We start from the raw sequence: 23,470 nt of genomic DNA on the forward strand, positions 1-23,470 counted from the left end.
CTCAGTACGCCTTGTCGAGGTCCGACTGGGCGTTGGCCTCGGTGTACGCGCTGTCCTTGATAACGATGTCCTGGGCCACCTCGGAGCCCTTGGTGAAGGTGTCGAGGGTCTGGAAGGCGAGCGGCCCGAAGCGCGGGTTGGACTCGATGACGCCGTGGATCCAGCCGTCCACGATGCCCTGCACGGCGTTGCGTGTGCCGTCGATGGTCACGATCTTCACGGCGCCCGGCTTCTTGCCCGCGCCCTTGAGGGCGTTGACGGCGCCGAGGCCCATCTCGTCGTTCTCGGCGTAGATGCCCTTGATCCCGGGCTTGGACTGGATGAGGTTCTCGGTGACCGACTGGCCCTTCTCGCGGGCGAAGTCGCCGGTCTGCTGGAACACCACCTTGAGACCGGGGGCCTTGTCCTTGATCCGGTCGACGAAGCCCTTGGTGCGTTCCGTGGTGACGTTGTTGCCCGCCGAACCGAGCAGGATGGCGATGTCGCCCTTGCCCCCGGTCGCCTCGATCATCTCGTCGGCGGCCCGTTTGCCCTGTTCCACGAAGTCGGAGCCGATGAAGCTCACATAGTCCTTGCAGGCGGTGGCGTTGATCTTGCGGTCCACCGTGACGATCGGGATGTGCTTGGCCGCCGCCGTGCGCAGCACGGGTTCCCAGCCGTCCGAGTTGAGCGGTGCGATGACGAGCAGGTCGGCGCCCTTGGCGATGAGGTCCTGGACGTCGCTGATCTGCTTGGAGAACTGCGACTGGGCATTGGCGGTGAGGAGCTTGACGCCGCGCTTCCGCGCCTCCGCCCTGATGGAGGCGGTCTCCGCGATCCGGAAGGGATTGGCGGCCTTCTCGGACTGGGAGAAACCGACGGTGGCGCTCTTGAGGTCGAGCTTCTCGCCCCCGTACGCGGCGATGGTGCAGGCGGGCCCGGATCCGGTGCTGGGTGAGGCGACCTGCTGGCCGGCGTCACCCTGCTGGGGTGCGGCCTTGTCGCTGTCGGAGGAGTCCTCCGACTTGGTGCATCCGGTGGTGAGAACGAGGCTTGTGAGGAGGCCGGTGGCGAGGAGGGTTCGAGCGGAGGTACGACGAAGAAGTGCGGTGGGCTTCATGGGAGTCCCCAAACGGCGCGGCCCCGGCGCTGAGAGCGCTCCCGGGGAGTTCGGCACTTGCGGTCAACATGGCGTGCACGTCGTTCAGGGGAGTTTTTTACATCGTTGGAAGGGGGCTGTAAAGCCTTCCGTCCGAAATCTCGGCCAGTTGGTCCGGACCGAGGTCACCGTCGCCCGAGGGTGCTCTCCCGCTCCACCAGCCGGTATTCCGCGGTCAGTTCACGTCCTCCGGGTTCCTGACGGCCCGACAGGCTGCGCAGCAGTGAGGCCATCGCAAGGCGGGCGATGGCCTGCTTGTCCGGCGCGATCGTGGTCAGCGAGACGGCTCCGAAACGGCTCTCGGCGATGTCGTCGAAACCCACGACGGCGACGTCCCACGGCACCCGGAGCCCGCGCTCGTGCAGCACCCGCATGGCGCCGATCGCGATGAGGTCGTTGTAGGCGAAGACCGCGTCGGGCCGTGTGCCCGAGTCCAGCAGCCGGGCCATGGCCCTGGCCCCGTCGTCCCGGTCCCAGCCGTCGACGGGAACGATCATGTCGTCCGTGGTCGGCAGGCCCGCCGCCGTCAACTCCGCCCGCCAGCCGTCGAGTCGCAGATGGGCGGGGCGGTTCGCGGAATCGGTGCGGGCGCCGAGGTAGGCGATCCGGGTCCGGCCGCGGCCGATCAGATGGCGCACCGCCTCTCGCGAGGCGGCCACGTTGTCGATCGCGATGTGGTCGAACGGCAGGTCGTACTCGCGCTCGCCGAGCAGCACCAGCGGAACGTCGTCGGCCCGGCCGTGCAGATCCTCGGCCTCCAGTTCCAGCGGGCTCAGAATCAGCCCGTCGATCACCCGGGCCCGGAAACCCTGGCTGACCAGCAACTCCTGCTCACGGTCGCCGCGCGTGTGGTCGAGCAGGACCGTGAACTCGTGCTGGGCCGCCGCGTCGATCACCGCGCCGGCGAGCTCGGCGAAGTAGGGATTCCCGAGCTCGGGAACGGCGAGCGCGATGATGCCCGTACGGCCCTTGCGCAGATGGCGTGCGGTGAGGTTCGGCCGGTAGCCGAGCTCGTCGATCGCCTCCTGCACCTTGGCGCGCATCGCCGGTGTGACGTGCGGATAGTTGTTCACGACGTTGGAAACGGTCTTGATCGAGACGCCGGCCCGTTCGGCCACGTCCTTCAGGCTGACCCGCAAGGGATCTCCTCGGCATCGACGGGGGCTCCGCGACCGGAGCTTTGTCATGGACCTGGACAGCGGCCGGGAGCCGTGCTCTCATGCCAACTGCCTCTGCTTCCAACGTTGTACAGACTGAAGCACCGAGCCGCCACCCTTCCTCAACCAAGGAGGATTCGTGCGCATCAGACCAATCAAACACAGCCTCGCCCTGCTCGTCGCAGCAGTGCTGGGTGCCGCGGGACTGGCCGCAGCACCTGCCGCGACGGCCGCGGAGGATCCCGAGATCCACGGCCTCAAGGGTGAGTACTACACCCAGTCCGCCCCCGGCGCCTTCGACTTCCACGAACTCAAAGCGACCGGATTCGACCCCCAGCTCGACTTCGACAACCTGGAGCCCCGTCTGCGTTCGGCGACCGGACGGTCCGACGACGTCTCCGTCCGCTGGACCGGCCGGATCGTGCCGGAGAAAACCGGCCCCACCACCTTCTCGGTCATCGGCGACAACGGCTTCCGCCTCTGGGTGGACGGCAAACCCGTCATCGACCACTGGGTCGACGACTGGGACCGTGAACAGACCGGCCAACCGGTGGAGTTGACCGCCGGCAAGGCCTACGACATCAAGATCGAGTACTTCGAGCACTACGGAGGCTCCAACCTCCACGTGCGCTGGACGCCGCCCGGCGGCACCAAGACCGCCATCCCGCAGTCGGCCTTCCTGCTGCCCGAGGGCTACGACTACAACGGGGCCATCGCAGCCACGGTCCTCAAGGACGGCCGCACCCTGCGGCTCGACTTCGTCCAGGCACTCGCGGCAGCCCCGGCCGGTCTCACCGAGCACCTGGACGCAGTGATCGGCGGAGCCACCTGGCCGCTCGGCCGGGTGCGCCTGGATCCGGCCAACCCGAGATCGCTGCTGGTCGCGCTCAAGGAACCTGTGGTCGGCAACAAGACCGGCACCGCGCGCGGCGCCGCCGATGTGCGCTACGACGGATCGGGGGGTCTCTCCGGCAAGGACGGCAACGTTGTCAAGGCCTTCTGGAGCAGCGGCTCCAACAAATCCACCTACCAGCTGAGCACCCCGTGGGGCGAGAAGGTTACCGCGGCCAACGCCCACCGCGAGTACCCGAGGCCGCAGCTCACCCGCAGCGACTGGAAGAACCTCAACGGCAGCTGGGAGTTCGCCGCGGCGAAGGCTGGCGAACAGCCCCCGGTGGGCCGGAAACTCGCCGAGAAGATCCTCGTCCCGTACCCCGTCGAGTCCCAGCTCTCGGGCATCGAGCGGCACGAGGACCGGATGTGGTACCGGCGCACCTTCACCGTCCCCTCCGACTGGAAGATCGGCTCCGCCAAGCGCCTGCAGCTCAACTTCGGCGCGGTCGACTGGCGTTCCGAGGTCTACGTCAACGGCACCAAGGTCGCCGAACACAAGGGCGGCTACGACAAGTTCAGCGCCGACGTCACCGACGCCCTCAAGCCCGGCCGCACCCAGGAGCTGATCGTCGGCGTCTACGACCCGACCGACGCCGCGAACGGCGAGAACCCGCCCGTCGGCAAGCAGCGCCTCGACCCCAGCGGCATCTGGTACACCCCGTCCTCCGGTATCTGGCAGACCGTGTGGATGGAGCCCGTCGCCACCGACCACGTCGACTCGCTGAAGCTCACCCCGGACGCCGCGACGGGCACCCTCACCGTCGAGCCGCAGGGCGTACGTCCCGGACTCGCCGTCACCGCTACCGCGTACGACGGCAAGCGGAAGGTCGCCACCGTCACCGGACGCACCGGAAGTCCTCTCACCCTGAAGATCAAGAAACCCCGTCTGTGGTCGCCCGACGACCCGTTCCTCTACGACCTGAAGGTCAGCGTCGGCGCCGACCGCGTCAAGAGCTACTTCGGTCTGCGGTCCATCACCGTGGAGAACGTCGACGGAACCCCGCGAACCGTCCTCAACGGCAAGCCGGTCTTCATGATGGCCACCCTCGACCAGGGATTCTGGCCGGACGGCCTGCACACCGCCCCCAGCGACAAGGCCCTGGCCTACGACCTGAAGATGCACAAGGCGATGGGCTTCAACTCGGTCCGCAAGCACATCAAGGTCGAACCCGACCGCTGGTTCTACTGGGCCGACCGGCTCGGCCTGCTGGTGTGGCAGGACATGCCTGCCATGACGGCGGGCGTCAACCCGTCCACCGCGGCCCGCGCCGAGTACGAGCTCGAGATGAAGCAGATGATCGACGAGCACATCAGCAGCCCGTCCATCGTCATGTGGGTCACCTTCAACGAAGGGTGGGGCCAGTACGACGTCGGCCGCATCGCCACACAGGCCAAGGCCTGGGACCCGACCCGGCTGGTCAACAACCAGTCGGGCCTCAACCTCGGCGCCGACGGCGGCACCGGCGACATCATGGACGAGCACGGCTACCCGAGCCCCGCGCTACCACCGCGCCCGGACGGCAAACGGGCCACGGTCATGGGCGAGTACGGCGGCCTCGGCCTGGCGGTGCCCGGACACGCCTGGTCGGTCCAGCAGTCCTACGTCGACGTCGACCCGGCCACGTACACCGACGACTACCTCACCAAGCTCGCCGAGGTGCACGCCCTGGCCTGCAAGGGCGGCAACGGCGCGGTCTACACCCAGATCGCGGATGTCGAGGGCGAACTCAACGGGCTGATCACATACGACCGCAAGGTCGTCAAGCCCGATGTGAAGCGAGTCAAGGCAGCCCACGAGGCACTGATCAACGACGTGTCGCGGCCGACTCCAGCCGGCTGCGCCTGACCCGGACCGCCCGGCGAGCGGCTCACCTCCGCTCGCCGGGTGGCTCCGGCCCCACACTCCGGCCTTCATGGATCACGGGAAGCGGACGGTGACGACGAGGCCGCCCGGCAGGCCGGGCTCGGCCGTTGCCTCGGTTCCGTGGGCCTCGGCGATCGAGCGGACGATGGCGAGGCCCAGCCCGTGGCCGGTGGTTCCGATGCGGTCCTGGGCGAGTCGGCGGAACGGCTCGAAAAGGTCCGGTACCCGGTCGACGGGCACCGGAGGCCCGGTGTTGGCCACGGTCAGCGTGCGGCCTTCGAGCCGTACCCGAACCCGGCCGCCAGGGTGGTTGTACTGAATGGCGTTGCGGACGAGGTTGGTCAGCAGGTGGCGCAGCAGTACGGGATCACCAGGGACGGTCAACCGCCGGTCCGCCGTCACCTCCACGTCCACTTGCTCTCCCTCGGCCTGCGGGGCGAGTTCGGCCGCCACCAGCCGGGCCGCGGCCGACAGGTCCACGGTCTCGGTCTCCTCCAGGCCGCGATCGCTGCGGGCGAGCAGCAGCAGCGCGGTGATCAGCCGCTCGGCCTCACGGTTGGCGGTGAGCAGGTCCTCGCGTACCTCGGCGAGACCGTCGGGAAGAGGATCGGCGAGGCCGACCTCCAGGCTGGTGCGCTGGACCGCGAGGGGCGTCCTGAGTTCATGGGAGGCGTTGGCGACAAAGCGCCGCTGGCTCTCGAACGACTTCTCCAGCCGGTCGAGCATGGTGTCGAAGGTGTCGGCCAGGCGGTGGAGTTCGTCGTCGGGGCCGGTGAGCGCCAGCCTCTGATGCAGGTTCTGCTCACTGATCCGACGGGTGGCCTTCGTCATCGCGGCGACCGGCCCGAGCGCCCGCCCTGCCAGCCACCGGCCGACCAGTCCGGCCAGCAGCGCCATGACGAGCAGCCCGACGGCCGACCAGAGGACCATCTGTCGCAGGGCGGTGTCCTGCACGGCCTGTACGGTCTGGTCCATCTGCCGGATCATGGCGAAGTCGTCGCGAGTCGTTACCGGCGGCGGAGCAGGTCCATAAGGGTCCGTGGGTTGCACGGGCCCTGCGGTGAACCCGCCGTCGCTCGGCATGCCGCCCTTCGTGATCTCGATTCCCTTGAGCTGCTGGGCCGTTCCATAGCGCGCGAGCAGCACCACGAAGGCCAGCAGCGCCGCGCCCGCGAGCAGGAAGAGCACGGAGAAGGCCGCGGTCAGCCGGGCACGGAACGGCATGCCCCGCAGCAGCGCCCGCGGGTTCAGTCGCACAGCCGGTATCCCTGGCCCTTGTCGGCGGTGATGAGGCCGGGGTCACCCAGTTTGCGGCGCAGCCGGCTGACGACGGCCCGTACCACGCTGGTACGCGGGTCGAGGTTCTCGTCCCAGAGGGTGCGTACGAGTTCGTCGTGCGGCACCGCCGCCCCCTGAGCCTCCATCAACAGTCGCAGGACCGCGAACTCCTTGGGTGTCAGTTCCAGCCGCCGGCCCTCCACGGACACCTCGTGCCGCGCCCGGTCCAGGGTGATGCCCTCGTGTCGCAGCGCGACCGGTGGCGACTTGGGGACACGGCGGCCGAGCGTGCGTATGCGGGCGACCAGCTCGGCGAAGTCGAAGGGCTTGGCCAGATAGTCGTCGGCGCCGAGTGTCGTGAGCCCGTAGACCTTGTCCGTGATCTCGCCGGACGCGGTCAGCATCAGGATCCGCGGCGGGTCGGTGAGTTCGCGCAGCCGCCGGCACACCTCGTCGCCCGTCATGACCGGCAGGTCGCGGTCGAGGACCAGCACGTCGTAGTCGGTGAGCAGGCACATGCGCTCGGCCTCGTCACCGGAGACGGCGACATCGACGGCCATCGCCTGCCGACGCAGACCCGTGGCGATCGTACGGGCGAGAACGCGATGGTCCTCGGCTACCAGAACTCTCATGCGCCCCATGAAACCCGGCGTGGCATTGCAGTGGAGTAAGGACAACGGCCGCGGCCGCACCTCCCCGGCCTCGCAAGCACGGGGCCCTTACGCCGCTGTAACGCGCTTATCCCGCTGCACAGGGCGCCCTGCTTCTGTCGTGGCCATGAACTTCGTCAAGCGCGCCGGGCTGAGCCTGCGTGCCAGGAAAGTCAGGACCGCCGTCCTGTTGGGGATCTTCGTCGTCATCTGCACCCTGCTGTTGGGCGGCTTCCTCCTGCAAGGCGCGACCGCCCGTCAGGAGGCGGACGCACAGCGGACGATCGGCGTCGACGTGACGCTGAAGGGCAAGGGCCTCACCCCGGCGCTGGCGGACCGGTTCGGTTCGTCTCCGCGGGTCCACCGGTACAACCCGCGGCTCCCGATCCAGGCCGAGGCCCGCGGCATCGAACCGCTGGAGTCCGACGTCCCGAAGCCTGGCGGCAACCGCGCGGGGGCGAAGCCCCAGCGCCCCCTGGCACTGAATGGAGTGCGGGACTCCGGCCTGCTGCTGCCCTTCTCGTACGGCTCGAACAAGATCACAGCCGGGCGTGGGATCACCCCGGAGGACGCCGGCCGCGAGGTCGCCGTGGTCGAGAAACGGCTGGCCGAGAAGAACGGGCTCAAGCTCGGCGACACCATCCGTGTGCAGTCCGCCGACGGCAAGCGCACCGTGCCGCTCACGGTCGTCGGGATCTACCGTGACTCGATGCCGGACCCGTCGAGGTGGACGCCGCCGCACCTGCTGCCCGGCAACACGCTGTACGTACCGGTCCCTACGATTCAGCAACTGAGCCCCGGCTCGGCGGACTTGGCCGAGGCGGTCTTCAGGATCGGCTCGCCGGAACAGGCCGAGCAGCTGCATGCCGAGGCTCGGCGGCTCCTCGGCACCGGGGCGTTCGACTTCCGCGTCAACGACAAGGCGTACAAGGACCAGGTCCGTCCGATTCAGCGGGTCGGCACCCTCGCCAGGCTGATCGTCCGGCTCATCGCCGTGGCCGGTGCGCTGATTCTCGGGCTCATCGTGATGCTGCAGATCCGGGAGCGCCGCGACGAACTCGGGATGCTTCTGTCGCTGGGCGAGAAGAAGTGGAAGCTCATCGGCCAGCACACCGTGGAAGTGGCCGCGGTCGCCCTGCCCGCGGTGGCCGTCGCCGCCCTGGCCGGTCAGGTAGCCGCCCAGCCGGCGGGCGACGCGCTGCTGGGCCACCAGGAGTCCGACACCTCCCCGCGGTCCCGGCCCTCGGACGCACCGGCCGACTCGCCGGAGATGCGCGTCCAGCCGTCCGACCTCGGCAAGGTCGCCGGCATCGGTCTCGGCATCTCCCTGGTCTCCACCGTCGTCCCCGGCATCGGAATCCTCCGCCTCCACCCCCGCTCCATCCTCATCGACAGCGAATAGGCACCGCACCGACACAGACCGGGAGAGCCGACCGACATGAACTTCGTCAAACGCGCAGGGTTCAGCCTGTGGTCCCGCAGGGGCAGGACCCTGATCACCCTGTGCACCTTCCTCGTCATCTCCGTGATGGTGCTGGCCGGCGTACTGATCCAGGACGCGACCGCCCAGGCCAAGAACGAGGCCAAGCGCTCCGTGGGCGCCGAGGTCAATCTGGTGATGGACCTGACCGGCCAGAACGCCGCCGGTGGTCTGATGGCCCCGCAGATCAGCGCCGCAACAGTGGAGAAGCTGGGCACGTCCACCCTGGTCCAGAAGTACAACTACTCCATGTTCGACCGCGGCGTCGTCAAGGGCGGCACCGAGCTGGTCACCGGGGGAGTGGACACCGGGGCCTCGGGCATGGGGCGCGACGGCACCCCAACCATCGGAATCCTCGACTCCGCACTCCTGCCCGACTTCCGCAGCGGCAAGTTCCAACTCCTGTCCGGAGCGCACCTCACCGCCGCCGACAAGGACAAGCACCTGCTGCTGATCGAGGAGAGGCTGGCCCGGAAGAACGGCCTCAAGACCGGCGAGAAGATCACCCTGGGGGCGAACGAGGGCACTGCCACGGCAGAGTTCACCGTGACCGGTATCTACCGGGACCCGCGTCCCAGCTCCGAACCCGAGCCCGAGCACTTCGTCGACCCGGCCAACATGCTGTACGCGTCCATCGGCGGCTTCGCCGGACTCAACACCACTGGGGACGCGGCTCTCCAGGCCAGGAATGCGACGTTCCTCCTCAAGGACGCCGAAGACCTGGGGAAGTTCAAGGAGGAGGCCGCGCGGATCGCGGGGTCCGAGCTCGACGGGTTCCACCTGGACGCGAACGACAAGGCGATCCGGCAGATGACCGGCCCCCTGGACAGCATCGGTTCCACCGCCGCCCTCGCGATGTGGCTGATCGGAATCGCGGGCGCCGCCGTACTCGTCCTCCTCGTCAACCTCGCGGTCAAGCAGCGCCGCAAGGAGTACGGCGTACTGCTGGCCATGGGCGAGAAGAAGTGGAAACTCGTTGCCCAGCAGGCGCTGGAGATCGTCGCGGTCGCGGCCCTCGCCATCGGCCTGAGCTCTCTGTTCACCCAGAGCCTGACCCAGAGCGCGAGCCAGTCGCTGCTCGGCGAAGAGGCAGCCGCGGCCCGGCACAAGCTCGACTCCTGGCAGCCTCCGGCACCCGGCAGTACCGGCATCGACCAGGGCATCGACCCGAACGACAAGCCGGTGGAGAACGCCGACCCCATCGACCGGATCGACATCCGCCTCGACCCCGCGGCCCTCGCCACCGTGGGCGCCGTCGGCCTGGGCCTCGGTCTGCTCGCCACCGCCGTCCCGGCCGCCTCCGTGCTGCGGCTCAGCCCACGGACCATCCTGACGAAGGGCAAGTGACAGCCACCATGACCACCCCTGCCACCACCGAAAACACGCCCGTCCTCCGGCTCGACGGCGTCAGCCACACCTACGTCGGCCAGCGTCGCCGGACCACCGTGCTCAAGAACATCGACTACAGCTTCCGACGCGGCACCTTCTACACAGTCCTGGGACCCTCGGGCAGCGGCAAGACCACGCTGCTCAGCCTCGCAAGCGGCCTCGACGCACCCACCCGGGGCACCATCAGCTTCAACGGCGAGGACCTGACGAGTCTCGGCCTCGGCCGCTACCGCAACAAGCACGCCGCCACGGTCTTCCAGCACTACAACCTGCTCACCTACATGACCGCCCTTCAGAACGTCACCACCGCCATGGAGATCACCGGCGTGAAGCCGGGCCGCGGCGGCCGCAGGGCGCGCGCACTGGAACTCCTGGAGCGGGTCGGCCTGGACAAGCACACGGCCACGCGCAACGTCATGAAGCTCTCCGGTGGCCAGCAGCAGCGTGTCGCCATCACCCGGGCCCTGGCCTGCGACGTCGACATCCTCTTCGCCGACGAACCCACCGGAAACCTCGACGAGGACACCGCCCAGGGCATCATCGACACCTTCCGCGACCTGGCCCACGAACAGGACAAGTGCGTGGTGGTCGTCACCCACTCCCAGCGCCTGGCGACCCAGTCCGATCGCGTACTCACCCTGCGCAAGGGCAAGTTGACGGAGTAACTCCTGAGCGGTTCGCTCGCCGTACGCGGCTACTCCGGCAGTTCCAGCATGGGTTCGCCGCAGGACTGGCATTCGGCGAAGACATCGAGATCGTTGAGGATCTCGGCGTACTCGGGGTGGCCCTTGAGGGCCGCCGCGGCGGCGAGCAGGTAGCGCGTGGTGATCTGGTCGTGATCCGCCGTGGCCAACGTGTCCGCCAGGAGGGTCATCGCCTCGGGGAGCGCCTGACGATAGGCGTCCGCGATGTCGTCTGGCAGGTCGGCCGGAGTCCCGCCGTGTTCGCCGGAGCACATCGCCACGAGGCCGACGACGTACAGGTAGTCGTCGCGCTTGGCCGGAGGAAGCCCGCGCGCGATCGTGACGATGTACGGCACGGCCGCGTAGGCGGCCGGCCAGGCGGTGCCCTCGGAACACAGGTACGGCCACAGGTCGTTGAAGTGCCCGCCGTTCGTGGGGTCGGCCATCAGGTGGCGCAACTCGTCGGGAACGAAGGGGGCGTCGGGCGAGCTGCCCTGCCCATTGGACCAGCCCCGATGGTCGAGGGTGGGCCAGCGCGGGTCGTCCAAAGGCATCATGGGCGGAAAGTGTAGGTGGACCGGATGGCACGTCGGACGGGAGGTCCGTTCCCTCTCAGCAGCGAACCGACCAGGCCCGATGAGGGCCGCGTACGGGGTGTCGCGGTCGGTGGTGCGATTTGCTCCGGCACTGCCGCCTATCGTGATCCTGATTCGACTCATGTGTCAGAACGGCAGTCAGGAGACTCTCCGTGGCCCATTTATCCGGACCCGAGGACTCGGTCGGTCACCTGTCCAGGCGTCGCTTCGGCCGGCTCGCCGCCCTTGGACTCGCCGCCGGTGCGGGCTCGTTCGCACTCACCTCACAGGCGGTGGCCGTCGGAGCGGAAGCACAGGACTACTACGACCGTGCCCGCAAGCTGGCAGGGAACGATCCGGTCCTCCTCGCCCTCGTGAGGGCCCTGACCCCTGGCATCGACTTTCCTCGCCCGCCGGCACCGGAGCCGCTGAAGATCTTCGACAACCTGGCCTTTCTCAGCGCCGGTTGGATCTCGGCCATGGCGGTGCTGACCGACGACGGGATCGTACTGATCGACGCGCTCACCTCGCCCGCGGAGGCCGAGGACGTGCTCGTCCCCGGGTTGCGTGAGCTGGGAGCCGATCCGGAGACGATCAAGTACGTCGTCGTCACCCATGGCCACGACGACCACTTCGGCGGCGCGCAGTACCTCGCCGACCGCTACGGAGCACGGGTGCTGATGACAGCGGCCGACTGGGACCTCATCGCCCGCACCCGTCCGGACCACGCCCCCACCCGGGACCTGGAGATCACGGACGGGCAACGGCTCACACTCGGTGGCACGACGATCCGACTGCACCACACCCCGGGCCACACCTCGGGAACCGTCTCGCCGATCATCCCCGTACGGGCGGGCCGTGAGCGCCACACGGCCATGCTGTGGGGCGGCATGAACCCGCCCACCTCACTCACGGAGCTGCACACCTACCTGGCGTCCATCCATTCCTTCCGGGACCGGATCCGCCAGGCCGACGTGGACGTGGAACTGTCCAACCACCCCAACGACCACGGTCTCGAACGCGCCGAACAGCTCCGGAACAGGCCCGACGGAGAGAATCCCTTCGTGCTCGGCCGGCCGCGCACGCAGCGGTTCATGGGGGTGATGGACCTCATGCTGCGCGGCAGGATCGCCGACGCCGAAGCGGCCGAAACCGCGGGCGGCGACCTTCACAGGGCCGAGCCCGCCTAGAGGGAAGCGAGCAGTCCGTACAGGAGCGGGATGCGCGGCGCGCTGTCCGGGAGCCGCCACCAGCCCGAAGGGGTGCGGATCATCTGCGGGAAGCGTGGCCAGGGGAGTTCCTCGCTCTCGCGGAGCCGGACGATGCGCAGGCCGGCTCCGGCCAAGGCGTTGATCACCTCGTCCAGGCCGTGCCTCCACTCGAAACTCTCCGTCGCGCCGTCGACGGCCGGACCGTCGGTGTACGTGTGGGTGGAGTTTCCGCGGATGGCGCCGCGCCCCTGCAGATAGTCGTGGCGCAGCAGAAGGTCCGGGCCCTCGTCGGGTGCGGGCTTGGGGCCGAGGGCGTTGAGCATGGGGTGGAACTCGACGAGGTACAGCCGTCCACCCGGCTTGAGGAGGCGGGCGATCACCTCCGCCCAGCGGTCCAGATCCGGCAGGTAGCACAGTGCCCCCTTGCCGGTGTAGACCACGTCGAAGCGTCGTTGGCCGAGCGCGTCCACCGCGTCGTACACATTGGCGCGGACGTAGTCGACGGCGCAGTCCGCCTTCGCCGCGAGGTCCCGGGCCGCAGTCACCGATGCCCCGGAGATGTCCAGGCCGACCGTGCGCGCTCCACGCCTCGCGAACGCGAGGGTCTCCGTGCCCAGATGGCACTGCAGATGCGCGACATCCCGTCCGGCCAACTCGCCGAGGTCCTCCCATTCGAAGGGGGCGAACCAGCGGAACGGATCGGGCTGTTCCTCAACGCCGTAGAAACGGCTGGCCAGGTGTACGGGAGTCCGCGCGTCCCAGTTCGCCCGGTTGGCCTGCATCATCTCCCGGACCGCGGGATCGAAGCGCTCGGCAGCCTCAGTCATGGATCCATCCAACCGCGAATTCCGGTCCTGCCGAAGGATCTCAGTGGATCTCACCAAGTCCCCTCGCAAGTTCCCCTCGCGAAGTCCCTTCGCACGCACCGCGAAAGAAGTTGCCCGGTGAGCGATGAGTTCTGGAGCGGCCCCCGGTCTAACCCTTCGAAAGACATCAACACCCCACAACGAAGCAGGAGTCAGTGCCATGAGCGCAACCACGTCCCAGACCCGTTCCACCTCCTCCTCCCTGTCCTCCGCGCGGTCCGTACGGTTTCTCGACGCGCGCCCCGTGTGGCTGGTCGGCGTACTCGCCACGCTCGCCGGTGCCGTCGTGACCGAGGCGTTCGGGCTCATCGCCCGAGGCGTCGGAGTACCGATGGAGGCGGCCAGTCCCGGCGCCACGGAAGCGGCGGAGATCCCAGTGGGCGGCTTCTTCGGAGGTGTGCTGTTCTGGTCGGTCATCGGCATCGTCCTCGCGGTGGTCCTGGCCCGCTGGGCGAAGCGGCCCGCCCGCACCTTCGTGGTGACCACCGTCGTGCTCACCGCACTGTCCATGGCCGGTCCGGCGGTGGCCCCGCACACCGCTACCTCCACCCAGTTCGTCCTGGCGGTGTCCCATCTGGTGGCCGCCGCTGTGATCATCCCGGTGGTGGCGCGTCGGCTCTCCCACCGGCGCCCGTGACCCGCATCGGAAGACGTGGAGCAACTGTGGCGGCCGGCCCATGTGGGCCGGCCGCCATTGATGTCATGTTGTGGTGGCCCTCACCGTGCTCGTCGCGCACCTCGCCGCCGTGCTGGACGCTAGGCGTCGGAGTGACCGACAGGTCCTGGGCGCGTGGTCGATCGCGGTGGGCGGAGGGCTGGCGCCGGTCGTGCCGTTGGTCGTTCTCGCTCGCACCCAGGCTCAGCAGATCGCCTGGAACACGCCGGCCTGGAACGACATCGCCGCCATGCCCTACATGCTGTTCCGGTCCCCGGTCGTCACCGCCGTCGCGCTCGGCGGTGCGGGCGTGGCGCTGGTCGCGGCGTTTCGCCGGAGGCGGGGCAACGAACCTGATCCCGGCCCCGGCCCCGATTTCGGCTCAGATTCCCGCCCCGGCCCCGGCTCCGACACCCGCCTGCCGACCCGTCTCACGCCGGTCGCGCTGTGGGCCCTGGCGCCGTTCCTGCTCACCGTGGCCACGGCCCGCTGGCTGCATCTCCTTCTCGACCGCTGTCTGCTGTTCACCGTCCCGGCCTTGATCCTGCTGGCGACCATCGGCATCCACCGGTTCACCGCTCGGCCCCAGGTGGTCCGTCGCGTCGCCACCGCGCTCGTCGCCGTCATCGCCGCGTTCGCGCCGTTCGACTGGAGCGCGGTCACACGCAACACCCTCCCCCGCGAGCCGGACTACCACTCCGTCGCCCTCGAGGTTCTCGCCGACCAGCGCCCAGGCGACGGCATCGCCTACACCCACCGCCTCAAGCCGCGCCGCGCCCTGGACTTCGAACTCCGCGAAGGCCCCAGGCCACGGGACGCCCTCCTGCATGACACCCCGCAGCAGCGTGCCGACTACGAGGCCGGGGAGAGCCCGGACCCCCGCATCCGCTGGGCTGGAGCGCAGCTCATGACCACCCCACTCCAGCCGTACCGCGCGCGTCCCAGGGGCGGACACTGACGGCTCAGACCGACACCCGGGCCTGGGCCGTGGTGTGTCGGGCGTCCCGCGCCGCGTGCCACAGCGCCGCCGAGAGCCACATCAGGATGACGCCGACCAGGACGTGCAGCCCGGTCGTGAGCAGACCGTCGGACAGCCCGGTGAGGAACGCGAACAGCGGCAGGACGACGGCGTAGCCCCAGGCCGGAATCGCCGGGAGCACCCGCGCGCGGATCATCGCTGCCCCGAACAGGGCGCAGCCCATGGCGAACACGGCCGCACAGCCGATGAGCGCGGGGATCGTCGGGCCGGTCAGTACCTCGTCGATGACGTCGTCGTCGAAGTAGAACAACACCAGGTTCGAGGCGAAGGCGGCAGAACCGAACAGGCCGAGACCGATCAGGTTCACCATGTGCGCCACCTCTGCGAAGCGGCCGGTGGCAGGGCGCTGCCGCAGTTGCAGTGCGGTGAGCAGTGGCAGGGCGAACGCGGGGGAGAGGCCGAGCGGGACGCTGGTCGCGGTGGTCTCCCCGGTGAACGCCTCGACCAGCGCGGGCAGGGCGATCAGCAGACCGGCCAGCGCTCCGCACAGGGCGCCGGCACGAGACGTCGATGAGGTGATGGGCGGGGTGATGGGCGAGGACATGAGGCCAACTCCGGTTGCTCCGACGGTTCTGACAGTGGGGCAGGCCGCAACCGTAGGGAGATGCCGATCAGTGGCAGGAGGTGCAGAACGGGGACATCGACGGCCGGAGGTCACCATCTCCCGTGCGCTGTACAGCCGTTCGGCACGTGCCGTTCGGCCCGAACCGCCCGGAGTTTCCGCGGCGATGCCGCTGAGCAGCCAGGTTCGGCCTAGCCTGACGACAGCGGGTGAGGGGGTGTGCATGGCGGCGTACGGGCCCGTGCGGTGGGTGCCGCCGCTGCTGTACGGCGCCGTGCTCGTGGGCGGTCTGTACTACGCGGCGGCCGGACTGGGTGACGGCCCAGGGCCGTCGGTGTGGCGGACGGTCGGCTTCGTCGCCGTGATCGGGGCGCTCTTCGCCCTGGAAGCGGCCGGACACCGCCGTCCCGCGGCGCGGGTGGCGCTGCTGCTGGCGCGCTGCGCGCTGATCGGTGCGGCGGTGGTCCTCGACGCGTCGGACCTGGCCCAAGTGCTGTTCGTGCTGCTGCCGTTCACCGCGTACTTCGCATTCGGCCGTACGACCGCACTCGCGTTGGGCGCGCTCTGTCCGGCCGGGCTGCTCACCTTGTACGTGCTGACCGCTCCCGGCTGGTACCGCGATCTGGAGCACGTCTCCGACCTGCTGATGCTCTCCGTCGGCCTGGTCCTGGCGCTCTCGATGGCCGCCGTGGCCGTCGGTGAACAGCGCGCCCGGCGCGAACTGGAGGAGTATGCAGCGCGGGTCGCCGAGCTGTCGGCCGCCACCGAACGCAATCGGCTGGCCCGGGACATCCACGACAGCCTCGGTCACCATCTCACCGCGATGTCCGTGCAGTTGGAGATGGCCTCGGACTTCAGGGCCCTGGACCCCGACGCGGCCCAGCGGGCGCTGAACGAGGCGAGGGGCTCGGTGAAGCTCGCACTCGGCGACGTACGGCAGTCGGTCCGTGCCCTGCGCGGCGAAGCGGCGCACCCCACGCTCTCGGCCGCGCTCGCCGGCCTGGCCCACGGCGGCGAGGCCCGGCCGGTGGTCACCGTCGAGGTGACGGGCGACGAGGACGGCCTCGGCGCGGCCGAACTGACCGCCCTGTACCGGGCCGCCCAGGAGGCGGTGACCAACGCGCGCCGCCATGCGCGGGCCACGCGGGTGACGGTGGCGGTCCTGCTGGCCGAGGACACCGCGCGGCTGGTGGTGGCCGACGACGGCCGCGGCTTCGCACCGGACGCGCCCGTGACCGGGTTCGGGCTGGTCGGGATGAGGGAACGGGTGCACCTGGTGGCGGGGAGCGTGGACATCGACAGCGGCCCGGATGCCGGAACCCGGCTGACGGTGACCGTGCCGCGCGGGAAGGCTGCGCGGGGATGAGCATGGACGAGTCCCGGGCGGAGGTGAGCATGGAAGATCAGGAGCCGGCGCCGCCGGTCCGGGTGCTGGTGGTCGACGACCAGCGGCTCATCCGCGACGGGATCGCCTCGCTGCTCGCCATCCGGCCGGGCATCGCGGTCGTCGGTACGGCCGTGGACGGCCGGGACGCCGTGGCGAAGGCACTCGAACTGGGCCCGGACGTCGTGCTCATGGACGTCCGGATGCCGGAGATGGACGGGATCGAAGCGGTCGCCGTCCTGCGGTGCCGGGCCCCCGGGTGCAGGGTCGTCATGCTGACGACGTTCGAGGACGAGGAGTACGTCGTGCAGGCGCTGCGGGCCGGCGCCCACGGTTACCTGCTGAAGGACCTGCCGGCCGAGGAACTCGCCCATGCGGTCCGCCTGGCGCACGCGGGAGTCACCCAGCTCGACTCGTCCGTCGCCCGGCACCTCACCGCCTCTCTGCCGGCGCCCACCCCCAACTCCACCGAGCCTGTTGCCGCCGTTCTGAGTCCGCGCGAGACGGACATCCTGCGGCTCGTGGCGCAGGGTCACACCAACCGGGAGATCGCCGCGCGGCTGTACCTCAGCGAGGGCACGGTCAAGAACCACGTGTCCCGCATCCTCACCCGCCTCGCCCTGCGCGACCGCACCCAGGCGGCGCTGCGCGCCCGGGACCTCGGCCTGCTGTGAGACCCGCGCACGCCGGCGTTTCAAGTGGCCGCCGCCCGCCGCACTGTTGCGGTTCACCACCAGCGGGCACGAATCAGACATGTATTGCTGCCTCTCCGCTCCCCACGGTGGCCTGCGATCCGCCGCACTCCTCGCCCCCGCCCTGCTCCGAGCCCTGCACGCCGTCGCCCGCCGCGGTACGTCACAGATACGCCACCCCCGCGACCCGGACGCGGTGTCCGCCGTCAACCTGGAACTGGTCACCCTCACCGAGGACTCGGCCGTCATCACCTGGTACACCGGTGTGACCGGCAGCGACGACGGATTCGGCCACCTGCTCCCCGCGGTGACCGAGGGCGAAGTCGTCTACGGCACCCACCCCGCCCGGCTGAACCGCACCGCCTCCGAAGGCCGCCGCACCGCCCACCACTACGTGGAACTGACCGATCTCGAACCCGGCCAGACGTACTACTACCAGGCCCGCTCCCGCGGTTCGGCGGCCACGCCCACACCGCTGCACCTCGTGAAGGGCAACGCCGTCGGAACCTCGCTGCACGGGTTCGGCTCGCGCGGTGGCCCGTACTCCTTCACGACGCCCCAGCCTCCGCCGGGCCGCCACCTGAGGACGATCGCGCTCTGCAACGACCTGCATCTGGGAGAGACCACGGCCGGGCTGGTGGCCGGAGTCCCGCTGATGCGGGGCATCTCGCAGCGGCTCGGCCTCGCACCGTATCCCGAGATCATGGGCAGGGCCCTGGTCGACGAGGCCCGCCGACGCGGAGCCGATCATCTGCTGGCCGCAGGCGACATCTCGGCCGGCGGCGCGCCGCGCGACCTGACCGAGGCCAGGCAGATCCTGGACGGCTTCGGCACGCACGGGCAGGACTACTTCGTCGTCCGCGGGAACCACGACCGGCCCAGAAGACCGCCGATCGGCCATGAACCGTTCGGCGACAGCTTCCTGGACGAATTCCCCGGTGGCGACGGGCCCGCGTACTTCGCACGTGATCTCGGCGGTCTGCGGATCGTCGGACTGGACACCTACGAGAAGAGGGGCAACGGCGGCGACTCGGGTGGACTCTCACCCGACCAACTGGCCTGGTTCCGAGCGCATTTGAGGGAGAACAGGGACCAGCCGACCATGGTCTTCGGACACCACCCGCTGACCGTGCGCCATTCACTGTTCCCCGTGATGAGCGGACAGCGCCTCAACCGTCGCCAGGCCCGCGCGATCCTCGACGCCTACTCCGTCGCTCCCGGCGTCTTCCTCCACCACGCCGGTCACACCCACCGCAACAAGCGCACCGTCCTCCCACAGGCCCGGCACGTCACCCTCCAGGAGGTCAGTGCCGTGAAGGAGTACCCGGGCGGCTTCTGTCTGCTCCGGATCCACACCGGCGGCTACGCCCTCAACTACTACAAGACCAGCAGCGGACCTGCCCGGGAGTGGAGCGAGCGCAGCCGACGCGTGGCTGCGGGTCTGTGGCCCCAGTACGCCCTCGGCCGCTCGGTCTGCGACCGCAACAGCGTCGCCGTCCGCGATCTCTCGGGCATCACCCCGCCCGCGTCGCGAACTCCGGTCCGTGGTGCTGCCTAGTCGACGGGCGGGCGCAGGGGCGACCGGTCAGACCTGGGTCGTTGCACATGGGCGGCCTCATGCGGCAGTTGCCGAAGGCCCCTATGCAGGAGAGGGCCGCAATCCCGAGACTCGTGCCATGGATTCGGGGGGTGCGGCGCTGGTCGGCGCCGTCGCGGCACTGCTGGGAGCGGTGGTAGGGGCGGGGCAAGAATGCGAAGAAGCCTGCGCGCAACTGGAGTTGGAGGCCACTTCGCAGGTCAGCGCGGCGGCCGTGCACGCGCTCGCGGTGCTGGATCACTGGGCGTGGAGAAGCCGGGAGTACTGGGACCCCGACCAATCGGAGCTGGTCACCACGACGTCGGGAATCTCGCGTCGCGACATGTTCCAGATGCCTGATTTCCCTCGCGACTACGTGGAACAGATCGAATTCGCCGGAGAGGCGATTGCCTCCTTCATGAACCAGGCGCGGAAGGACTTGGACATGCAGCGTTGAGCAGGGCGTCCGAAGCGCATCTCCAGTGTCCTTCCGCCCGGCGTCGAAGTCGGCGACCACTGCCGTGCAATCGACCTTGCCAGGCGGGGCAAGTGACAGCGCGCTTCACCGCGGACCTCGGACAGCGTCTCCGGGAGAAGACCCTCGACCTGCCCTTTGGCCAGTACGGTGGACATGGCGTCCACCGGATGAGCTGCACCCTGGCTGCGTGTGTCGGAGGAAGCGATGAGTGGGGAAGGGCACGGGGGTTCCGAGCCGCAGCTGCCCAAGCTGCGGCTGGACGAGCTGCTCGATGAGTTGCAGGCGCGCATTGACGCGGCCCGGGGGACGCAGGATCGGGTGCACAGCCTGTTGGAGGCCGTTCTGTCGGTCGGGCGGGAGCTCGATCTTCCCCATGTGCTCAGGCGCATCGTCGAGGCCGCCGTGGTGCTGGTGAACGCCGAGTACGGGGCGCTGGGTGTGATCGGCGACGACAGCAGGCTGTCGGAGTTCCTGACCGTGGGCATCGGCGAGGAACGGCGCGAGGAGATCGGTGACCTGCCCAGCGGCCACGGCATTCTCGGCGAGCTGATCCGGCACCCGGAGCCGTTGCGGCTGCCGGAGCTCTCGGAGCACCCGGCCTCGCACGGGTTCCCGGCCCACCATCCGCCGATGCATTCGTTCCTGGGTGTGCCGATCCGCGTGCGCGAGAAGGTGTTCGGGAATCTCTACCTCACCGAGAAGAGGGGGGCTGCTGAGTTCGATGCCGAGGACGAGTCGGTGCTCTCCACCCTCGCCGTGGCGGCCGGGGTGGCCATCGAGAACGCGCGGCTGTACGAGGAGACGCGGCTGAGTGAGCGCTGGATGCGGGCGAGCGGAGAGGTCACGAGCGCGCTGCTGTCGGGCACGTCCGGCGCCGAGGTGCTGGAGCTGATCGTCGAACAGGCCAGGGAGATCGCCTCGGCGGACGTGGGGATGATCGCGGAGTACATGATCGGGGCGGAGGAACTGAGGCCGGTGCTCGCGGTCGGGGTGGACGCGGAGCAGCGCAGCGGGCTGGTCCTCTCCGCGCAGGACGGATTCGTCGCGGCCGCACTCACCACGGCGGGGCCGGTGGTCAGCGCCGATATCGAGCGGGATGCGCGCACCGGCGAGGGGGAGGCGCAGTGGGCCGGGCTCGGCCCGGTGGTCGCGGTGCCGCTCGGCGCAGGCGGCAAGGCCCGCGGAGTGCTCCTGCTGGGGCGTCTGGCGGGCCGAACGCCCTTTTCCGACGCCGACGGCGGGCCTCTGCTCGGGTTCGCGGGTCAGGCGGCGCTGGCGCTGGAGCTCGACGAGCGCCGCCGGGACGCGGAACAGCTCACGCTGCTGCAGGACCGGGACCGGATCGCGCGCGATCTGCACGATCTGGCGATCCAGCGCCTCTTCGCGGCCGGCATGACCCTGCAGAGCGCACAGCGCTTCGTGGACCATCCCGAGGCCGTGGAGCGGCTGTCGCGCACTGTCGACGATCTCGACGACACCATCAAGATCATTCGGTCGACCATCTTCGGTCTGCGCGCCCATGGCGGCGGGGCCAAGGAGGGCGGCGGTCTTCGTGGCCGGGTGTCCGAGGCGGTGAAGGTCTCCGCCACCTCGTTCGGGTTCGCTCCCGCGCTGCGGGTGGAGGGTCTCGTCGACACGGACGTCCCCGGCGAGGTGGCCGACCACGCTGTCGCGGTCCTCGGCGAGGCGCTCAGCAACGCGGTCCGGCACTCGGGGGCGCACTCCGTGGACGTCCATCTGCAGTGCGCCAGGGGCGAGTTGGCGCTGACGGTGACGGACGACGGGTGCGGAGTGCCCGACGGGGTGGCGCGCAGCGGACTCAAGAACCTGGAGGACCGGGCTCGCGCGCTCGGTGGAACACTCACGCTCGGCGAACGGCCGCAGGGCGGCGGTACACGTCTGGTGTGGCGTGTACCGACAGGCTCAGCGCGGGACTGACCACGCTCTTTCGGCCGGCGTCCCGGACACTCCGCGACGCGGCGAGGAAGGCCCCTGCGGGCCGTACCCCAGGCGGATCACCATCTGTGCGTGATCGCGCCGGTCGCTCGGCCACGGCACGAGTTGTTCGCGCAGATCGGGCCACTCCAGCGCTTGGTGCAGCAGCGATGCCCGTAGGCCACGAGCGGTGGCCGTCAGCAGCACGCGTTCCAGGGCCTGCCCGGCGCGTAGCCAGTCGGCCCGGCGGTCGTGCGCGGTGGACAGTACGGCGATCGACGGCCGCTTCTCAAAAGGGCGGGAGGCCGGCACGGCCGGGTGCCGGTGGGCGCCGAAGTCCCGCATCGGGACCTGTCCCCGGGAATCCTGCGGGCCCAGTGCCTCCGGCGGTACTCCCAGGTTCGCTTGATTCGGATCGCGCACCCATAGGCGGCTCTCCCCGGCCCGGTCGGCGTCGGCCGTGTTGCGGCGCTCCGCTTCCGCGGTCAGCCGCAGCAGGCGGTCGGTCTCGCGCGGCGCGGGACGGCTCAGCAGTGCGCCTTCACTGTGCGCGGCCTCGGCGAGTTCGGTGAGGACGGCAGCGGGCAACGGCCGCTCGGAGAAGGGGAAGCGGCTGCTGTGCCGGCGCCACACCGCGTCGTACAGGCGCGGCGAAGAGGCGCTTCTGGCGGTGCCGCCCAGGCGTACGGCGGCGAGCAGATCCGGCTCGTCGGGCCGGGGCAGCAGGAGGGTCACCGGTTCCCAGCCGAAGTGCGCAACCGCCACCCGCAGGTTGAGCAGTGCGCACCCGACGGAGAGGTGGAGGGCACGCCCGGTCGGGTCGATGTGGCGCAGGCCATGGTCCGGGGCGGCGCGGATCTCCAGGGTGACGGTCTCGGGGTCGAGGCGGAAGCGCCAGGGCTGGGTGTTGTGGATCGAGGGGGCGGCCACGGCCGCGGATATGAGCTTCTCCAGGGTTGGGGCGTCGAGTGTCGCTGACTGCATCGCAGACTCCTCCCCGCCCTGGGCCGAGTGACAGGCCGGGCTCATCGATGACCGCTCCCGGCGTGCGGTCACCGGGTGTCGCGGCAGCAGGGGCCGTACGGCTCTGTCCGGTGCCGGACGGCCCGGATGCGCTTCACTTCGTGGGGCGGTCTCCGGATTCGGGTTGTTCGAGGTGGGAGGCGAGGACTGCGGCCTGTACTCGGCGCTGGACGCCCAGTTTGGCCAGCAGGCGGGAGATGTGGTTCTTGACGGTCTTCTCGGAGAGGTAGAGCTTCTTGCCGATCTCGCGGTTGGTGAGTCCGTCTCCGATGAGGGCGAGGATGTCGCGTTCGCGTGGGGACAGGCTTGCCAGTTCGGGGGCGACGGCCGGGGTTCCGGCGGGGTCCGCACGGAGCGAGGCCATCAGCCGGGCCGTGGTCGCGGGGTCGAGCATGGACTGGCCGGAGGCAACGGTGCGTACCGCCGAGACGAGGTCGGAGCCCTTGATCTGCTTGAGCACGTAACCGGAGGCACCGGCCATGATGGCGTCGAGCAGGGCCTCCTCGTCGTCGAACGAGGTCAGCATGAGAACGGCCAGCTCCGGCATCTGGCTGCGCAGTTCACGGCAGACGGTGATCCCGTCGCCGTCGGGCAGGCGTACGTCGAGGACGGCGACGTCGGGGCGCAGGGCCGGGCCGCGGACGAGTGCGTGCTCGACGTTCTCGGCGTCGCCGACCACCGAGATGTCCGGCTCGGAGTCCAGGAGGTCGGACAGGCCGCGTCGTACGACCTCGTGGTCGTCCAGCAGGAAGACACGGATCGGGTTCTGCTCAGTGAAGGTGCGTGCCTCGGTCATGACGACCCCTCGTTCCCCGGCTACTGACGGACTGCGGACTGTCCGTGACGACGATCGTCACTCGCCGGGACCTGATGCACTAGGGCCGACCGGCCCCACTCCGATCCACAATGCACCCTGTCCGGCGCATTCGCCCCGGACCAGG

The 23,470-nt window shown here is 69.7% G+C and carries 21 protein-coding genes; 12 read left to right on the forward strand and 9 right to left on the reverse strand.

All coding sequences use genetic code 11. The features are described from left to right. Position 1 precedes the first annotated feature (1 nt). Positions 2 to 1,099, reverse strand: a complete 1,098-nt coding sequence (locus tag OG718_RS49100; protein WP_143642395.1) for an ABC transporter substrate-binding protein — start codon at positions 1,097 to 1,099, stop codon at positions 2 to 4. A gap of 164 nt (positions 1,100 to 1,263) precedes the next feature. Then, positions 1,264 to 2,277 carry a LacI family DNA-binding transcriptional regulator gene (locus OG718_RS49105; protein WP_143642393.1) on the reverse strand — a complete coding sequence of 338 codons (1,014 nt, stop codon included), beginning with the start codon at positions 2,275 to 2,277 and terminating at the stop codon, positions 1,264 to 1,266. A 157-nt stretch (positions 2,278 to 2,434) separates the two neighbouring features. Here OG718_RS49105 and OG718_RS49110 point away from each other — a divergent pair, with 157 nt between their 5' ends. Further along, positions 2,435 to 5,035: a PA14 domain-containing protein gene (locus tag OG718_RS49110; protein WP_143642391.1), complete on the forward strand. Its 2,601-nt coding sequence runs from the start codon at positions 2,435 to 2,437 to the stop codon at positions 5,033 to 5,035. A 72-nt stretch (positions 5,036 to 5,107) separates the two neighbouring features. Here the strand turns inward: OG718_RS49110 and OG718_RS49115 are convergent, their stop codons facing one another. Next, the gene (locus tag OG718_RS49115; RefSeq protein ID WP_328847262.1) at positions 5,108 to 6,310 is read right to left on the reverse strand and encodes a sensor histidine kinase; all 1,203 of its coding nucleotides are present in this window, start codon (positions 6,308 to 6,310) and stop codon (positions 5,108 to 5,110) included. Beyond that, entirely contained in the window at positions 6,301 to 6,963 is a 663-nt protein-coding gene (locus tag OG718_RS49120; RefSeq protein ID WP_328847263.1) for a response regulator transcription factor, read from the reverse strand. Before OG718_RS49120 ends, OG718_RS49115 begins: the two co-directional genes overlap by 10 nt. Positions 6,964 to 7,108: 145 nt before the next feature. On the opposite strand from OG718_RS49120, the gene OG718_RS49125 reads away from it, so the two are divergent. From OG718_RS49125 to OG718_RS49135, 3 genes are read left to right on the forward strand one after another with little or no spacing between them, the layout of a single operon-like run. Next, entirely contained in the window at positions 7,109 to 8,383 is a 1,275-nt protein-coding gene (locus OG718_RS49125; protein WP_328847264.1) for an ABC transporter permease, read from the forward strand. A 36-nt stretch (positions 8,384 to 8,419) separates the two neighbouring features. Further along, complete coding sequence (locus OG718_RS49130; protein ID WP_328847265.1) at positions 8,420 to 9,808, forward strand: ABC transporter permease; 1,389 nt, start codon at positions 8,420 to 8,422, stop codon at positions 9,806 to 9,808. Then, positions 9,805 to 10,515 (forward strand): ABC transporter ATP-binding protein, encoded by a 711-nt coding sequence (locus OG718_RS49135; RefSeq protein WP_260695657.1) that lies wholly within the window; start codon positions 9,805 to 9,807, stop codon positions 10,513 to 10,515. Before OG718_RS49130 ends, OG718_RS49135 begins: the two co-directional genes overlap by 4 nt. Before the next feature lie 29 nt (positions 10,516 to 10,544). Here the strand turns inward: OG718_RS49135 and OG718_RS49140 are convergent, their stop codons facing one another. Further along, positions 10,545 to 11,090: a hypothetical protein gene (locus OG718_RS49140; RefSeq protein WP_143642381.1), complete on the reverse strand. Its 546-nt coding sequence runs from the start codon at positions 11,088 to 11,090 to the stop codon at positions 10,545 to 10,547. Between the two features lie 191 nt (positions 11,091 to 11,281). Here OG718_RS49140 and OG718_RS49145 point away from each other — a divergent pair, with 191 nt between their 5' ends. Further along, complete coding sequence (locus OG718_RS49145) at positions 11,282 to 12,298, forward strand: MBL fold metallo-hydrolase (protein WP_223064975.1); 1,017 nt, start codon at positions 11,282 to 11,284, stop codon at positions 12,296 to 12,298. Here OG718_RS49145 and OG718_RS49150 read toward each other — a convergent pair. Next, on the reverse strand, positions 12,295 to 13,146 hold the full coding sequence (locus tag OG718_RS49150) for a class I SAM-dependent methyltransferase (protein ID WP_328847266.1): 852 nt from the start codon (positions 13,144 to 13,146) through the stop codon (positions 12,295 to 12,297). The two genes, OG718_RS49145 and OG718_RS49150, sit on opposite strands and share 4 nt — an antisense overlap. 199 nt (positions 13,147 to 13,345) lie before the next feature. Here OG718_RS49150 and OG718_RS49155 point away from each other — a divergent pair, with 199 nt between their 5' ends. Both OG718_RS49155 and OG718_RS49160 read left to right on the forward strand, forming a co-directional pair. After that, positions 13,346 to 13,822: a DUF6069 family protein gene (locus tag OG718_RS49155; protein WP_143642377.1), complete on the forward strand. Its 477-nt coding sequence runs from the start codon at positions 13,346 to 13,348 to the stop codon at positions 13,820 to 13,822. A 73-nt stretch (positions 13,823 to 13,895) separates the two neighbouring features. After that, positions 13,896 to 14,798, forward strand: a complete 903-nt coding sequence (locus OG718_RS49160) for a hypothetical protein (RefSeq protein ID WP_143642375.1) — start codon at positions 13,896 to 13,898, stop codon at positions 14,796 to 14,798. Between the two features lie 4 nt (positions 14,799 to 14,802). On the opposite strand, the gene OG718_RS49165 is transcribed toward OG718_RS49160, so the two are convergent. After that, entirely contained in the window at positions 14,803 to 15,423 is a 621-nt protein-coding gene (locus tag OG718_RS49165; RefSeq protein WP_143642373.1) for a hypothetical protein, read from the reverse strand. 241 nt (positions 15,424 to 15,664) lie between these two features. Here OG718_RS49165 and OG718_RS49170 point away from each other — a divergent pair, with 241 nt between their 5' ends. The 5 genes from OG718_RS49170 to OG718_RS49190 all read left to right on the forward strand — a co-directional run bounded on the left by OG718_RS49170 (position 15,665) and on the right by OG718_RS49190 (position 21,509). Then, complete coding sequence (locus tag OG718_RS49170; RefSeq protein ID WP_328847267.1) at positions 15,665 to 16,807, forward strand: sensor histidine kinase; 1,143 nt, start codon at positions 15,665 to 15,667, stop codon at positions 16,805 to 16,807. A 29-nt stretch (positions 16,808 to 16,836) separates the two neighbouring features. After that, the gene (locus OG718_RS49175) at positions 16,837 to 17,499 is read left to right on the forward strand and encodes a response regulator transcription factor (protein ID WP_328847268.1); all 663 of its coding nucleotides are present in this window, start codon (positions 16,837 to 16,839) and stop codon (positions 17,497 to 17,499) included. A 79-nt stretch (positions 17,500 to 17,578) separates the two neighbouring features. Beyond that, on the forward strand, positions 17,579 to 19,075 hold the full coding sequence (locus tag OG718_RS49180) for a metallophosphoesterase family protein (protein ID WP_328847269.1): 1,497 nt from the start codon (positions 17,579 to 17,581) through the stop codon (positions 19,073 to 19,075). Positions 19,076 to 19,193: 118 nt separating this feature from the next. Beyond that, on the forward strand, positions 19,194 to 19,550 hold the full coding sequence (locus OG718_RS49185) for a hypothetical protein (RefSeq protein ID WP_328847270.1): 357 nt from the start codon (positions 19,194 to 19,196) through the stop codon (positions 19,548 to 19,550). Positions 19,551 to 19,775: 225 nt separating this feature from the next. Beyond that, positions 19,776 to 21,509 carry a sensor histidine kinase gene (locus OG718_RS49190; protein WP_328847271.1) on the forward strand — a complete coding sequence of 578 codons (1,734 nt, stop codon included), beginning with the start codon at positions 19,776 to 19,778 and terminating at the stop codon, positions 21,507 to 21,509. Here the strand turns inward: OG718_RS49190 and OG718_RS49195 are convergent. Together OG718_RS49195 and OG718_RS49200 are read right to left on the reverse strand one after the other, a co-directional pair. Continuing rightward, entirely contained in the window at positions 21,495 to 22,490 is a 996-nt protein-coding gene (locus OG718_RS49195) for an Acg family FMN-binding oxidoreductase (protein ID WP_328847272.1), read from the reverse strand. The two genes, OG718_RS49190 and OG718_RS49195, sit on opposite strands and share 15 nt — an antisense overlap. 133 nt (positions 22,491 to 22,623) lie before the next feature. Continuing rightward, the gene (locus OG718_RS49200; protein ID WP_328847273.1) at positions 22,624 to 23,325 is read right to left on the reverse strand and encodes a response regulator transcription factor; all 702 of its coding nucleotides are present in this window, start codon (positions 23,323 to 23,325) and stop codon (positions 22,624 to 22,626) included. Positions 23,326 to 23,470 lie beyond the last annotated feature (145 nt).

It is taken from the genome of Streptomyces sp. NBC_00258, from assembly GCF_036182465.1.
Lineage (GTDB): Bacteria > Actinomycetota > Actinomycetes > Streptomycetales > Streptomycetaceae > Streptomyces.